Origin of the sequence: Maribacter sedimenticola (assembly GCF_900188415.1) — a bacterium.
GTDB classification, from domain to species: domain Bacteria; phylum Bacteroidota; class Bacteroidia; order Flavobacteriales; family Flavobacteriaceae; genus Maribacter; species Maribacter sedimenticola.
This window is the reverse complement of record NZ_FZNV01000005.1, coordinates 46964-62328: the sequence shown is the minus strand read 5'-3', so window position 1 is coordinate 62328 and position 15365 is coordinate 46964. Positions and strand designations below refer to the sequence as shown.

The following is a 15365-nucleotide window of genomic DNA, read 5'->3' as shown; positions in this document are numbered from 1 at the left end:
ACAAAGGTAAAACATATAGCCCTATCAAAAAACTTAGGAAAATATTGATAAGAATTGTATTGGTGTTGCTACTGATATGCGTTTTTAGTACCCTAATTTTTTCTTTGCCTTTTGTACAAACGTTATTGGCTCAATATGCCACCAAAAAAATCAACAACCAATATGGAACCCATATCAATATTGAGCGTTTAAAATTATCCTTGATTTCTTGGGATACTGCTCTGGAAGGTGTGTTTATTGAGGACTATCAAAAAGACACATTGTTTTACGTTAATGAACTAAGAACCTCTATCCTAAGTATTGGTAATCTTGCGCAGGGTAATTTGGAATTTGGGGATATAGAGGTAGATGAACTCAATTTTAAGTTAAAGACCTATTACGGCGAACAAGATACCAACCTAGAGGTTTTTGTGGATAAATTGGACGATGGTAAGCCTAGGGCTCCGGGTACCCCCCCTTTTAAGTTGTCATCTTCCTATGTGGAAATCCAAAAAAGTAGATTTAAATACCTGGATGAAAACCTTGAGAAAGAGACCATTCTTAATTTTGATAGCTTAAATATAAATGCCGGTAATTTTCAGATTCTTGGACCGGAGGTTTCCGCAGATATCCAAGATATGTCCCTTTTTAGCAATAGGGGCTTAAAACTGAATAAATTGGCTACCAATTTTAAATATACCAAGCAGCAAATGCGGTTTGATTCATTAAAAATCAATACCCCACTCTCCAAATTGGACGGGAATTTGGTATTTAATTATAACCGGGAAGATTTTCGTGATTTTTTGAACAAGGTAAACGTTGTGGCAGATTTTAAGGAGTCTAAAGTGGCTTTTGATGAGGTAAATTTACTCTACAACGAATTTGGAAAAGGTAAGGAAGTTACCTTCAGCGCAGATATCAATGGTGTTCTCAATGATTTAAATACGGATAATCTGTTTTTGTTTTCAGACAATACGGGTATTAGGGGCGATTTTAATTTTAAGAATTTGTTCAGCAAACAAAAGCCTTTCAGTCTGGATGCCGACATGAAAAACGTAACCAGCAGTTATTACCAGCTAAATGCCTTACTGCCCAATTTAATTGGAAATTCCTTGCCTTCTACATTTAGTAAGTTGGGGCAGTTTACCATTAGGGGAAACGCGTTCATAACCAATTCTTCCATAGATGCAAAAGTCAACTTAAATACGGCTATTGGTAGTAGTTATGCAGATATAGTATTAAGCAATTTTAATAATATTGATAATGCAACTTATAAGGGGTTCATCTCTTTGATCGATTTTGACCTTGGTGATTTTGCCGAAAATAAAAACTTGGGAAAGACCACCCTGGATTTTAATGTTGAAGGAAAAGGGTTTGTAAAGGAAAAATTGAACACTGAGGTTATTGGGCAAATTTATTCCATTGAGTTTAACAAGTATAATTATCAAGACTTAAGAGTATCTGGTATTGTCAAGGATCAATTGTTTGATGGTTCCTTGGTAAGTAATGATGAAAACTTGAAATTCAGTTTTAAAGGGTTGGCCAATGTTGCCGAATCAAGAAACAATTTCAACTTTATAGCCTCAGTTGATTATGCGGATTTAAAAAGATTGAATTTCATAAATGATAGTGTCAGTATTTTTAAAGGAAATGTAAGTATGGATATTACGGGTACCTCTTTGGATAATATCGTAGGGGACATCCAGTTTACCAAAACCAATTATCAAAATGTAAACGACACCTATTATTTTGATGATTTTGCCATAACATCAAGTTTTGACAATGAAAATTCCAGAACAATTCAAATAAATTCTCCCGATATCATTACCGGGTATATGAAAGGTAATTTTAAGGTAAGGGAACTTGGTAAGTTAGTCCAGAATTCTTTGGGTAGTATTTATACCAATTACAGACCTTTTCAAATATCTGATGGTCAAAACCTTTCGTTTAACTTCAAGATTTACAACAAGATCGTAGATGTGTTTTTTCCAGAGGTTAGGTTTGACCCCAATACGTTTATAAAAGGTAATATTATTGCAGATGAAGGTGATTTTAAATTGAATTTTGAATCTCCAAGTATAGAGGCCTTTGGTACGGCGGCCGATCAAATAGAAGTGCGGATAGATAATAAGAACCCTCTATTCAATACATTTGTGTCCGTAGGAGAGTTAGATACCCCGTACTATAATTTTAAGGATTTTAATCTGATCAACACTACCCTAAAAGATACGTTGTTCTTTAGATCGGAGTTTAAGGGCGGTAGTGATTTTGATGATTCCTATAACCTAAACTTTTACCACACCTTTAATAAGCAGAACAAATCCGTAATAGGGCTCAAGACTTCAGATGTAAATTTCAAGGGAAATAAATGGGTGCTCAATAAAGATGGAGATAGCAAGAATAAAGTTATTTTAAACAGGGCTCTTGACAGTATTACAATACAGGAAATTGTAATGAACAATGAGGAAAAGGAGCAAATAAGGTTAAAGGGGCAGCTTGCGGATTCTACCTATAAAGACCTTCAGCTACAGTTTAAAATTGTGTCTTTAGACAAGATTACCCCGGTAATAGATAGTCTTAAACTGCAAGGCGAGGTCAATGGTACCTTGAATATTTTACAGAAAGATGGAATATATCTACCATCTTCCAATCTTAATATAGGCGATTTTGGTATTAATGATATACCGTTGGGAGACCTCGTCATCAATATAATAGGAAATAAGGATTTAACGGAATTTCAAGTGAATTCCCAACTTTCTGAAAATAATCTGGAAAAGTTCAGTGTGGTAGGTAAAATTGAAAATAAAGAAGCAATACCTAAGGCTAACTTAATCGCTAATTTTAACAACTTTGACCTAGAACCGTTCAGTCCATTGGGTGAGGGGGTCATAGATCATATTAGGGGAGATATTGACGGTAGGGTCAGGATTACGGGTAGTGTGGATAATCCAAATTTTGATGGCCTGTTAACCTTGGATAATGCGGGTATTGCTGTGCCGTATCTTAATGTAGATTATAGCTTTGCGCCCAGGTCCCGCGTAGTACTTGCCAACCAAACCTTTAATTTTGAGCAAATTGCCTTACAGGATGTGGCAAAAGGAACAAAAGCAAATTTAGATGGTACCATTACACATAGTTATTTTGATAATTGGGTATTGGATCTGGATGTGAATACGAACAATGAACGTTTTTTAATTTTAAATACTGAATTTAAGGAAGGTGACCTTTACTACGGTACCGGATACCTCAATGGAAAAGGCCGAATATTTGGACCAACAACAGCTTTGAACATTACGGTTGACGGTGCTACGGCAGAAGGTACCTCTTTAAAGATTCCTTTGAGCGATGTTGCCAGTGTAGGGGATTATTCCTTTATCAATTTTATAGAAAAAAATGATAAACGTACCATTGAGCGCCAAAGACAATTAAAGGATTATCAAGGGTTAGAGTTGGAGTTTAACCTTGATGTCACACCAGAGGCAGAGGTGGAAATCGTTACGGATACCAAAACCGGAAGTTCCTTGAAAGGGACGGGGGAAGGTATTATCCTGATACAAATAAATACTAATGGTAAGTTTGAAATGTATGGTGACTTCGTAGTGGTTACGGGGGAATATAATTACAAATTTGGGGGCATTATAGATAAGAAATTTAAGGTGGAACCTGGCGGAACCATAAACTGGGACCAAAAACCTTTAGAGGCCTTATTGGATATGGAGGCCATCTATTCCCTAAATGCAAATCCGGCCCCTTTGTTGGACGACCCCGGCTTTACCAGAAGAATACCTACGGATGTGATAATTCGTCTTACCGGTGAACTTCAAAGTCCCGATATAGATTTTGGGATTGATTTTCCTGGAACCAATTCCATTGTACAATCGGAATTGGAATATCGCCTTCAAGATCCAACCGTAGAGGAGAAAAACGCAATTTTCCTACTGGCACAGGGCACTTTTGTAAATTCTCAAAGTGGTATTAACCAACAGGCCATTACCGGAAACTTGGTTCAAAGTGCTTCCGGAATATTAAATTCTATCCTGAGCGGGGGCAATGATAAATTCAATTTAGGCCTCAGTTATGAGCAAGGTATATTGGATAGGTCTGCGGACATTGAAACAGATGATAGGATCGGGGTCACCGTTTCTACACAAATTTCGGATAGGATATTATTCAATGGTAAGGTGGGTGTTCCGGTTGGGGCATCGAGTGAAACATTGGTTGCAGGAGATTTTGAGATTCAGGTATTGTTAAATGAGGAGGGCACCTTGAGCGCCATATTCTTTAGTAGGCAAAGTGAAATTCAGGCATACCTGTCCGATCAGCAAGGGTCTACACAAGGTGCAGGCTTAACTTATGAGGTGGATTTTAATAATTTTAAGGAACTTTTTCAGAAAATATTGGCAAAGAAGCCGGTACAGGAAACACCTAAGGAGGTTAACCCTGTTCCTACCGCTACTATGGGTAATGATAGCCTAATTAGATTCTATGATAAGCCTAAATCAATTTATCGCTAAATTTTTGTAGAATAGTTGTTAGGAAACAAAGAAAATTCCAAGATTTTACAATTAAATATAACACCGAAAACGTTTTCTTGGATTTCCTTTAAAAAGCAGAGCTAGTATATTTCTTTATTGCATTTTGATTTTGTAATTTCGTTGGCTTAAATTTTTCCATGTCTTCAGTAATAAAAAAAATAGCGGTGCTGACTTCAGGTGGCGATTCTCCAGGGATGAACGCGGCCATAAGATCAGTTGTACGTACCTGTGCCTACTTAAAGGTAGATTGTGTCGCCATTTATAGGGGCTACCAAGGTATGATAGAAGGGGATTTCAAGGTAATGGATGCCCGTAGTGTAAACAATATAATCAACAAAGGCGGAACTATACTTAAATCTGCACGTTGTAATGATTTCAGGACTCCGGAAGGAAGGAAGAAAGCCCATGATCAACTTGTAAAGGCAGGTATAGATGCATTTGTTGTAATAGGAGGTGACGGTAGTTTTACCGGTGCCATGATTTTTAACAAGGAATATAACTTTCCCGTAATAGGAATTCCGGGTACGATCGATAACGATATTTTTGGAACCACCTTTACTTTGGGGTATGATACGGCCTTGAATACGGTTGTGGAATGTATAGATAAGATACGTGATACGGCAAGTTCTCACAATAGGCTTTTCTTCGTAGAGGTAATGGGCAGGGACGTAGGCCATATTGCACTGAACGCAGGAGTTGGTGCTGGTGCTGAAGAAATATTGATTCCGGAAGAAAACTTGGGTCTTGACAGATTGTTAGAGTCCTTAAAGCGAAGTAAGGAGTCTGGTAAATCATCAAGTATCGTGATTGTGGCAGAGGGTGATAAGTCTGGTAAAAATGTCTTTGAACTTAAGGAATACGTAGAGGAGCATCTGCCAATATATGATGTTCGTGTATCCGTATTGGGTCATATGCAAAGAGGCGGTGCCCCGTCCTGTTATGATAGGGTATTGGCAAGTAGAATGGGCGTAAAGGCCGTAGAAGCTTTGTTGGAAGGTAAAACTAGCTTAATGGTCGGTATTCAAGATAATCAAATTACGTTGACTCCAATTGAAAAAGCGATCAAGGGTCATACGAAAATAGATAAGGAGCTCATTAGGGTTTCTGAAATAATGACAACATAATTTAAAAACTAAAACAGAAAAAATGTCAAATTTAAAAGTAGGAATAAACGGTTTCGGAAGAATAGGTAGATTGGTCTTTAGAACAACGGTAAAACGTGGTGATGTAGATGTAGTTGCCATCAATGATTTGTTAGATGTTGAGCACTTGGCATATTTGCTTAAGTATGACTCGGTTCATGGTGCTTTTGATGGTACTGTTGAGGTTAAGGACGGTCACTTGGTAGTTAATGGTAAAACAGTACGTATTACTGCGGAAAGAGACCCAAAAAATTGTAAGTGGGATGAAGTTGGTGCAACAACCGTAGCGGAATGTACAGGTATATTCACAACTTTGGAAACTGCTCAATACCATATTGACGGAGGTGCTAAAAAAGTAGTGATTTCAGCTCCTTCTAAAGATGCCCCAATGTTTGTAATGGGTGTTAACCATAAAGAAGTTAAAGCTTCTGATTCAATAGTATCTAATGCTTCTTGTACGACCAACTGTTTGGCACCTATGGCCAAGGTCTTAAATGACAAGTTCGGTATTGAAGAAGCTTTGATGACAACGGTTCACGCAACAACGGCTACTCAAATGACCGTTGATGGTCCTTCAAGAAAAGATTGGAGAGGTGGTAGAAGTGCAATGTTGAACATTATTCCTGCTTCTACTGGAGCTGCAGTTGCCGTAACCAAAGTAATTCCTGCTTTAAAAGGGAAATTGACCGGTATGGCGTTTAGAGTTCCAACTGCGGATGTTTCCGTTGTGGATTTGACCGTACGTTTACAAAAGGATACTTCTTACGAGGAAATCAAAAAAGCATTTAAATCTGCTTCTGAAGGGGAGTTGAAAGGTGTTCTTGGTTATACCGAGGAAGCTTTGGTTTCACAAGATTTTATAGGTGAATCCCATACAAGTGTTTTTGATGCCGGAGCTGGTATAGAGCTAAATTCCAAGTTCTTTAAATTAATTTGCTGGTATGATAATGAGGCTGGTTTCTCCAATAAAATGGTAGACCTAATGCAGCATGTAAATACGTTATAACAAACATTTTAGTATAACAAGGATAATTCCTGAAAATGAGGCTTTTTTTCCTTATTTTCAGGATTATTTTTTAAAGACAAGCTGTATATGATTTTAATAGTAGATAGTGGTGCTACCAAGTCAGATTGGATCGCACTGGATGATAATGGGGAGCAACTTTTTTTGACTCAGACCTTAGGGTTAAGTCCAGAGGTTTTAACGAAAGATGTTATTGAAGATCGCATGGCGAACAACTTTGAACTTTCTAAAAATAGGGAAAAGGTATCTCATCTATATTTTTATGGTGCGGGTTGTGGAACGGACCGTATGAAGATTTTTTTAAAAAGTATTTTTAAAGATTTCTTTCCAAATGCAAAGGCGGTAGTTAAAGAGGATACTTATGCCGCAATATTTGCCACAACAAAAGTGGGCCACCAAGGTATTGTTTGTATTCTGGGTACAGGTTCCAATTGCAGTTATTACGATGGTAACCAATTGTTCCAAAAAGTGACTTCCTTAGGGTATATTCCCATGGATGATGGTAGTGGCAACTTCTTTGGCAGAAAATTGATCAGGGATTATTATTTTCATAAAATGCCGGCAGATTTGGCTCACAAATTTGCAAAACAGCATGACCTTGATCCTGATGTGATTAAGGAAAATCTTTATAAGCAACCTAATCCCAATACATATTTGGCAACTTTTGCGCGTTTTTTAATCGAGAACAAGGAACATCCTTATGCCAAAGGGGTTATTGATAAAGGATTTCAGCAATTTATCAATAACTACGTTATGCAGTTTGAGTTGGCTACAAAGGTGCCAATTAATTTTGTTGGTAGTATTGCCCATTATTTAAAAGCTGAACTTACATCTGTATTGCAAAGAAATGATTTGATCGTAGGCGTTATTCGCCAAAGACCTATAGAGGGTCTCGTAGAATTTCACCGTGCAAATATGTAAGCACTTATTTTATGGCAATCATAGAAATTTCAACATTTACGAACTTAGGTAAGTTCGCAACTTCAACGGTCTCTCTAGCAGGGGCCGTTTCTGCATTAAAATAGGAGCCATAAACCTCGTTTACCGCTGAGAATTGATTCATATCGCTCAAGAAAATAGAGGATTTTACGACATGTTCAAAAGTCATTCCCGCTTCGGTTAAAATTGCCTTAAGATTTTCCATGGACCGTTCCGTCTCCTTTTTAATATCACCGGTTACCAGGTCACCTGTTTCAGGATTAAGTGGAATTTGTCCGGAAATATATAACGTGTTATTGGCTAATATAGCTTGGTTATATGGGCCAATTGGTGCCGGGGCATTCTTGGTGTTTATAATTTGTTTCATGATTTTGGTCGTTTATATTAATTACTAAAGGGCTGACTGCGGTTTTCCCATTTAAGGTCTTTTAGAATAGAAGCATCTATACCAATAAAGAAATACCATCTTTTGTATTGTCCAAAAGGTGTCCAGTTAAAACGCATGGAGAAACTTTTAAGATCACGTTGAAACCTTAATTGGGTAAGCGTAAAACCTTTGTTCTTAAAATCGTAACCGGATGAACCACCTACTTTCCAGCGGGGTGCCAGTTCAATATCTCCCGTAAACATTAAAGAGTGGCTGCTAAATTCGTTCTGCCGTGCAGAGTTGGAATAGCTGGCGGAATAGGCCAACCTTAAGTTCCACGGTATTTTTGTTCCATAAATAGGGTTTTCTACATCTTGCCCCTTATCTTTATCAATAGGATTGTCATTAAAATTATCTGCCCTGCCAAATAGGTCGTCGTCCCTTCCGCCGCTTTGGGCTACGTAGTCAAACGGGTCTTCCTCCTCGTCCTCTTTGTCATCTTTTTCCTTTTTGCCGAACATGTCACTACTAATGGCATAAGAAATATTTGCATTGGCTCTAGTAAGGCGAAACAAGCTCCCACCGTTATCCGCATTCCACGTGTCTATTCTTGTACCGTTATTGTCAATGGCGTATGGATCCAAAGCTGCGGAGAAGTTAATGGACATTTTATTGTCCAATATATTGGTACCGCCATTAATGTTCAACGGATTTAAACGTAAAGAGTCAGATTCAAAATTATACCCTGTAGAGATGTTGAAGTTACTTAATAACGATACTTTTTTAGGTTCTAATTTAGTACTGTCCTTATCCCGTACTTTGGCTTCTAACGTATTGGCAAGCGAAAACCCTAAACTGTTGGATTTACCTAGAGAAGGCGCTCCATAAAGGGAACCTTGAAACCTGCTGAACTGTACTACTTCACCATCTTCATCTATATACTCATCATAAAACTGATCAAATGATGGGGCATACCCATAGCTTATGGAAGGTCTCATAGTATGGCGTATAGCTTGTATTTTTTTGTCCTCCCCAAAATTAAACGTACCGTACAAGGTAGTTCCTACACTACTGCTAAAATTATATTTGTTAAACCTGTCAAACCCACTTATGGTATCGGTTATAACTGTTTCAGTCTCCGGATCAAAACTTTTGTTATACGTTTCCATGGTCCAAACATCCTCATAACTACCACCTACACTGACACTAAAAAATTTGGCGACCTTAAAGTTGGTGTTTAAAGGAATGCGATGTCTTGCCCCAACTTTTGCATTATCGAACATTCTAGCGGTCAGAAAATCCTCATCATTGGTGGTCAACCTGTTCTGTGCATTGACGTCATATTGGAAATTGATGTTCTGTATAATTCCTTTTTTAATTCCGTCCCTTTTTGCAAACGGATATATACGTTCCATGCTTGCTTGAAAAGTAGGGAGGGTCATATTGATATTGTCCGTGTCCGAAGCCGTTGCCGTTGGTGATGTCAATTGCGAATGGGTAGCCGTTAAACTCATATTTACGGACGGATACGCGGGAAACGTCTTGGAATATGAAATAGAGGAGGATAAGGTATTGTTTTGCGTATTAGGCAAGTTGCGTTGCTGTAGTGAGTTGCGGTAGTATTCGCTACTACCTAAGTTTACGGACGCAGAGAACCTTGAATTTGGACTGGATTTTGGGTCTTGCGAATGTGAAAATTGAATATTGTAATTACGTGATAGACTGTAATCGCTAAATCCTTTTTGGCTTCTTACTTGATTCTCAAACCTTAAATTAACATTTCCCCTAAATTTATAGCGCTTAATATATTGCGAGGCGCTCCTGAACGCATAGCTTCCATTGGTGTAAAAATCTCCGGACAAGGTAACATCGGCATAATCGCCCAAAGGAACATAATACCCCATATCCTGTAAGAAATAGCCCGTATTGGGGTCATTGCCAAAAGAGGGCATCAGCACGCCTGCAGACCTGCCTACCGTTAAGGGAAAATAGGCAAAAGGCATAGCAATAGGTGTAGGTACATCTGCAATATAAAGATTGCTGAATCCGGCAATTACTTTTTTCTTGGGGACAAACTTGGCTTTTCTAATGCGAATATAATAATCTGGATTAATGGTGTCTGCAGAGGTGGTAAGCTTTCCTTCACTTAAAAAATAAACAGAATCGTTTTCTTTTTTGGTAATTTCCGCATACACCTTCATGACATCACTACCTAGTGCGCCGGCGGCGGCTTGTTGTTCTGTGCGTGAATTCCAGATCAACGCTTTTTGAGTGTCAAAATTAAACCGTATGGAATCTGGGATGACAATATTGCTACCTTGTTTAAAATAGGGTAATTGACTATAATTACCCAAAGAATCTTTTATTCTGCCTGCATAGACTTCATTCTTTATATAATCCATTATGATGATGCCGGCTTTTAACTCGGTATCCTGATAATAGATTTCAGCCTCGTTATAGAGATATATTTTGTTTTCCTTTTGGCTAAGTTTTACATAGTCCTTTGCCTTATAGGTTATTTTATCTAATAGCAAAGGTGGTTTTTGATTTAGTGAATCTATGGCCAACGAGTCTGTAACGGTGGTGTCCCTTACACGCTCAATAGGGAACAGTGGTGCAGAGATGCTATCGACCTGAACTTTGATATTTAACGGTGTAATCTTACCTTCTTGTGCATGGACATAAAAGGAGCCAATAATAATGGCTAATAGGAAAAGTAAGTGTTGTTTGTTTGATTGCAAGGCTATATATCCTATTTTTGTAAAGGTTTGGCAGTACAATGAGCCATTGTTTCAGATGCCAAACTTACATATATTTTTTATTCCCTATGTAGGGTCTTACAATAAATTTAACCATTATATGGGGCTAGAGAATCCCTAATACTTATGAAAATAAAAGCTATTTGCACATTACTGGTTTTGGCAACGACATTTCTGCTTCAATCATTTGTTGTTCCCGTGGAAGAAATCAAATCTGACGATCCCTTTATTGTGGTGCTCGATGCCGGTCATGGAGGTCATGATCCAGGTAACTTGGGCAATGGTTATTTAGAAAAGAAAATTGCATTGAATATTGTGTTAAAGGTGGGCGAGTTGTTATCACAGAACAAGGATATCAAGGTGATCTATACCCGTAAGGACGACTCTTTTGTAGATCTTTTCGTACGAGGGGAAATAGCCAATAAGGCCAACGCGGACCTATTTGTTTCCGTTCATTGTGACTCCCATACATCAGACGCCCATGGAGCGGGAACTTTTGTGCTTGGGTTGCACGCAAACAAACAGAACTTTGAAATAGCCAAGAAAGAAAACTCCGTAATTTATTTAGAGGATAACTACGAGAACCGGTACGCGGATTACGACATCAACTCGCCGGAATCCGTAATAGGACTTACGATTATGCAGGAAGAATTTTTAGATCAGAGTGTGGCGTTGGCTACCATGATTCAGGAAAATTTTTCAAAATCCTTAAAAAGAACGGATAGAAAGGTAAAGCAAGCAGGGTTCATTGTTTTGCATCAAACCTTTATGCCCAGCGTGTTGGTTGAAACCGGTTTTTTGACCAATAAAGATGAGGGTGCTTATCTGAACTCACAAAAAGGCCAGACCGAAATGGGAAAGGCAATTGCCCAGGCTATCTTAAATTATAAGGAAGGGGTCAAGCCTACCGAGCGTGTTGTTGAGACTACAGTAGCGCAGACAAAGGCAAATACTATTAAGGATGAAGCGGTCAAGAAAATAGAAGATAAGAAAGATGTAGTTGTGGTAAAAAAAGAAGAACCGGCAGTTCAAAAAGAAAACGATGTGGCCAAGACCACCACTACACCAGCTACTACTAAAAATGAGATTCCTGAAAAAATCATCGACGAGCCAGTAGTGGAGGTCAAAAAGAATAAAGAGGCCATAACGCCCAAGGAAGTAGCGTCTTCTATAGTTTTTAAAATACAATTAATGGCAAGTAGTAAAAATGTGCCGCTTGATGCTGCTAATTTTAAAGGTTTGACCAACTTGTCACAAGAACCTTTTAAAAATTTGTACCGATATATGTACGGAGAAACTCAATCTTACAGGGAAGCCAAAATGATGCAGTCCAGGGCGGTTGATAAAGGGTACAAAACCGCATACATTGTGGCATATAGACTAGGGGAAAGAATTCCTATTCAAGAAGCAATTGACCAGGTTTCTGATTTAACCCCTTAAAGTGTAAATTTTATTCCTAATTTTGAGAGTACTAAAATTATATTTGCTTGAAACTATCTAGAGAATTAAAAACGGGTATTATTGTTATAGGAGGAATTCTATTGTTCATAATGGGGTTTAGTTACTTAAAATCATCTCCCATATTTGACAATAGCAAAACATTTTATGCAGTATATGCTAACGTTGGAGGCTTACAGCCGGGCACCTCGGTCTCTATTAACGGTTTTAATGTAGGGAAGGTCAATGATATTAAGTTTTTAGATGCACAGGGAAATTTGTTGGTAACTTTCACGGTTGGTAACGAATTTAAATTTTCAAAGAATAGTGTGGTAGAACTGTATGATACCGGAATTATTGGTGGTAAAGGATTACAGATCAAACCGGTTTTTGATGCTACGGGAGAAGCGCAATCAGGAGATACCCTTACAACACAGACAAGACCTGGTATTACAGATTTGGCGCAACAGAAACTTACCCCGTTGGTGCGTAAATTTGAATCTGCAATCTCTGGTGCGGATTCAGTGTTGGTAAATGTAAATTCCGTATTGGATACAGAAACAAAAAAAGAGTTGAAAGAAGTTATTGTAGGGTTAAATGACCTTATCGTTAGCTTAAACGGTAGTGCTTCTTCATTAAATTCCCTTCTAAATGGCAATAAAGAAAGTTTGGATAATTCTTTGCAAAATTTTGAGAAGTTGACCACAAATTTCGCAAACTTGTCCGATTCTTTAAATGCGGCAGGATTGGGTGAAACGTTAACCAGTTTAAAAGCTACCTTGGCAAACTTGAACGAGGTAACACAAAAAATAGAAAGCGGTGATGGTACTTTAGGCATGTTAATGACGGACAAGGAACTTTACAATAATTTAAATAATTCCAGTAAAGAGCTGGATTTGCTCTTACAGGATTTTAGGTTGAACCCCAAACGCTATGTCAACGTTTCGGTTTTCGGCAAAAAACAAAAGGAATATACGGTTCCTGAAGATGACCCCGCAGAGAAAATAGAAGAATAAATATATGCAGTATCTCCCCAATATAATTTTTATCGTATTACTGGTCGCTGGGATCGGTTTTTTTGTCAAAAATGTTTCAAGACTTAAGAGAAATATCTTCTTAGGTAAGGATGCTGATCTTACGGATAACAAAGCACAACGTTGGACAAACATGGCTAAGATAGCCTTGGGACAAACCAAAATGGTCGTTAGGCCAATAGCAGGAATATTGCACATCATTGTTTATGTAGGTTTCATTATAATCAATATTGAAGTACTTGAAATTATCCTTGACGGTATATTAGGAACACATAGGCTTTTTTCCGTTTTAGGACCGGTGTATGATTTTTTAATTGGATCTTTTGAAATTCTTGCATTTCTGGTCATTGTAGCGGTGATTATATTTTGGGCAAGAAGAAATATTATAAAGCTCAAGCGTTTTTTAAAACCGGAAATGAAAGGTTGGCCAAAGCAAGATGGTAACCTTATTCTTTATATTGAACTTGTGTTAATGGTACTTTTTCTGACCATGAACGGGGCAGATTATCAATTACAGCAAATGGGTGCGGAGCATTATGTAAATGCCGGTTCATATCCGATAAGTAGTTTTATAGCGCCTTTTTTTCAAAATATGTCCGTATCAACCTTAATTCTAATTGAACGAATAGCTTGGTGGTTGCATATTGCTGGAATATTGTTTTTTCTGAATTACCTCTATTATTCCAAACATTTACATATTCTTTTGGCTTTCCCAAATACATATTATGGAAAATTGACCCCCAAAGGACAGTTTAAAAACTTGGATGCCGTTACCAATGAAGTGCGTATGATGATGGATCCAGAAGCAGACCCTTATGCGGAACCAGCAGAGGATGCGGCGGTACCTGATAAGTTTGGTGCTTCTGATGTTCAGGATTTAAGTTGGGTACAGCTTTTAAACGCTTATACTTGTACGGAGTGTGGAAGATGTACAAGTGAATGCCCTGCAAACCAAACGGGTAAAAAATTATCACCCCGAAAAATCATGATGGATACGCGTGATCGATTGGAGGAGGTTGGCGCCATTATGGATAAAAACAAAGGGGAGTTTGTGGATGATGGCAAACAATTATTGAATGATTATATTACCCCAGAAGAATTATGGGCATGTACCTCTTGCAATGCATGTGTGCAAGCCTGCCCCATTAGTATAGATCCTTTGTCCATAATTATGGATATGAGGCAGTATTTAGTAATGGAACAATCTGCGGCTCCTTCAGATTTGAATAACATGATGGGTAATATTGAAAATAATGGAGCACCTTGGCCATTTAATCAAATGGACCGTTTAAACTGGAGTAAGGAATCTTAAAGTATATTATGGCAAACGAATTAAAAGTGCCTACAATGGCAGAATTTTTTGCATCTGGTACAGTACCTGAAGTTTTATTTTGGGTAGGGTGTGCAGGTAGTTTTGATGATAGAGCAAAAAAAATCACTAAAGCCTTCGTTAAGATTCTGAACAAGGCCAATGTGTCTTTTGCTGTATTGGGTACTGAGGAAAGTTGTACCGGAGATCCAGCTAAACGTGCAGGGAACGAATTTTTATTTCAAATGCAGGCGGTTACCAATATTGAAGTGCTGAATGCCTATGAGATAAAAAAAATAGTTACGGCATGTCCGCATTGTTTCAATACCATTAAAAATGAATACCCTGGTCTTGGAGGTAGCTATGAGGTTGTTCATCACACGCAATTTTTAAAACAACTTCTTTCCGAAGGTAGAATTACTATGGAGGGCGGTACCTTTAAGGGTAAACGTATAACCTTTCATGACCCTTGTTATTTAGGTAGGGCCAATGACGTATATGAAGCGCCACGAGATCTAATCAGAAAATTAGATGCAGAACTGGTAGAAATGAAAAATTGTAAGCAGCGCGGACTTTGTTGTGGGGCTGGTGGTGCCCAAATGTTCAAGGAACCTGAAAAAGGAGATAAGGATGTTAACATTGAACGTACAGAACAGGCGTTGGAAACACAACCTGAAATCATTGCTGCAGGTTGTCCCTTTTGCAATACCATGATGACCGATGGAGTAAAAAATAAAGAAAAAGAAAATAGTGTTGCCGTTATGGATATCGCAGAGTTAATAGCTACTGCAGAAGATTTATAATATGCTACGTCCCAATTTAACTTTTAAAATAACATAA

10 protein-coding genes are annotated in these 15365 nt (G+C 38.0%); 8 read left to right on the top strand and 2 right to left on the bottom strand.

Annotated features, from left to right (window positions below; all coding sequences use genetic code 11):
* Window positions 1–62: 62 nt before the first annotated feature.
* The 4 genes from CHB68_RS14020 (at window position 63) to CHB68_RS14005 (ending at window position 7601) form a co-directional block, all read left to right on the top strand.
* Window positions 63–4493 (top strand): translocation/assembly module TamB domain-containing protein, encoded by a 4431-nt coding sequence (locus tag CHB68_RS14020; RefSeq protein ID WP_449405334.1) that lies wholly within the window; start codon window positions 63–65, stop codon window positions 4491–4493.
* Between the two features lie 158 nt (window positions 4494–4651).
* On the top strand, window positions 4652–5638 hold the full coding sequence (gene pfkA, locus CHB68_RS14015) for a 6-phosphofructokinase (protein WP_089261721.1): 987 nt from the start codon (window positions 4652–4654) through the stop codon (window positions 5636–5638).
* Between the two features lie 22 nt (window positions 5639–5660).
* Window positions 5661–6662: a type I glyceraldehyde-3-phosphate dehydrogenase gene (gene gap, locus CHB68_RS14010; RefSeq protein WP_089261719.1), complete on the top strand. Its 1002-nt coding sequence runs from the start codon at window positions 5661–5663 to the stop codon at window positions 6660–6662.
* 87 nt (window positions 6663–6749) lie between these two features.
* The gene (locus tag CHB68_RS14005) at window positions 6750–7601 is read left to right on the top strand and encodes an N-acetylglucosamine kinase (RefSeq protein ID WP_089261717.1); all 852 of its coding nucleotides are present in this window, start codon (window positions 6750–6752) and stop codon (window positions 7599–7601) included.
* A 4-nt stretch (window positions 7602–7605) separates the two neighbouring features.
* Here the strand turns inward: CHB68_RS14005 and CHB68_RS14000 are convergent, their stop codons facing one another.
* Both CHB68_RS14000 and CHB68_RS13995 read right to left on the bottom strand, forming a co-directional pair.
* Window positions 7606–7986 (bottom strand): RidA family protein, encoded by a 381-nt coding sequence (locus CHB68_RS14000; protein ID WP_089261715.1) that lies wholly within the window; start codon window positions 7984–7986, stop codon window positions 7606–7608.
* Window positions 7987–8003: 17 nt separating this feature from the next.
* Window positions 8004–10727, bottom strand: coding sequence for a putative LPS assembly protein LptD (locus tag CHB68_RS13995; RefSeq protein WP_089261906.1), 2724 nt, complete (start codon window positions 10725–10727; stop codon window positions 8004–8006).
* Between the two features lie 144 nt (window positions 10728–10871).
* On the opposite strand from CHB68_RS13995, the gene CHB68_RS13990 reads away from it, so the two are divergent.
* From CHB68_RS13990 to CHB68_RS13975, 4 genes are read left to right on the top strand one after another with little or no spacing between them, the layout of a single operon-like run.
* On the top strand, window positions 10872–12185 hold the full coding sequence (locus CHB68_RS13990) for an N-acetylmuramoyl-L-alanine amidase family protein (protein WP_089261713.1): 1314 nt from the start codon (window positions 10872–10874) through the stop codon (window positions 12183–12185).
* Window positions 12186–12232: 47 nt separating this feature from the next.
* On the top strand, window positions 12233–13198 hold the full coding sequence (locus tag CHB68_RS13985) for an MlaD family protein (protein ID WP_089261711.1): 966 nt from the start codon (window positions 12233–12235) through the stop codon (window positions 13196–13198).
* A gap of 4 nt (window positions 13199–13202) precedes the next feature.
* Window positions 13203–14528, top strand: a complete 1326-nt coding sequence (locus tag CHB68_RS13980) for a (Fe-S)-binding protein (protein WP_089261709.1) — start codon at window positions 13203–13205, stop codon at window positions 14526–14528.
* Between the two features lie 8 nt (window positions 14529–14536).
* Window positions 14537–15328, top strand: a complete 792-nt coding sequence (locus CHB68_RS13975; RefSeq protein ID WP_089261707.1) for a (Fe-S)-binding protein — start codon at window positions 14537–14539, stop codon at window positions 15326–15328.
* Window positions 15329–15365: the final 37 nt, after the last annotated feature.

Coding starts and splice junctions, on each gene's coding strand:
- CHB68_RS13975 (WP_089261707.1), top strand. CDS start 14,537: ATGGCAAACGAATTAAAAGTGCCTACAATGGCAGAATTTTTTGCATCT.
- CHB68_RS14000 (WP_089261715.1), bottom strand. CDS start 7,986: ATGAAACAAATTATAAACACCAAGAATGCCCCGGCACCAATTGGCCCA.
- gap (WP_089261719.1), top strand. CDS start 5,661: ATGTCAAATTTAAAAGTAGGAATAAACGGTTTCGGAAGAATAGGTAGA.
- CHB68_RS14005 (WP_089261717.1), top strand. CDS start 6,750: ATGATTTTAATAGTAGATAGTGGTGCTACCAAGTCAGATTGGATCGCA.
- CHB68_RS13990 (WP_089261713.1), top strand. CDS start 10,872: ATGAAAATAAAAGCTATTTGCACATTACTGGTTTTGGCAACGACATTT.
- CHB68_RS13980 (WP_089261709.1), top strand. CDS start 13,203: ATGCAGTATCTCCCCAATATAATTTTTATCGTATTACTGGTCGCTGGG.
- pfkA (WP_089261721.1), top strand. CDS start 4,652: ATGTCTTCAGTAATAAAAAAAATAGCGGTGCTGACTTCAGGTGGCGAT.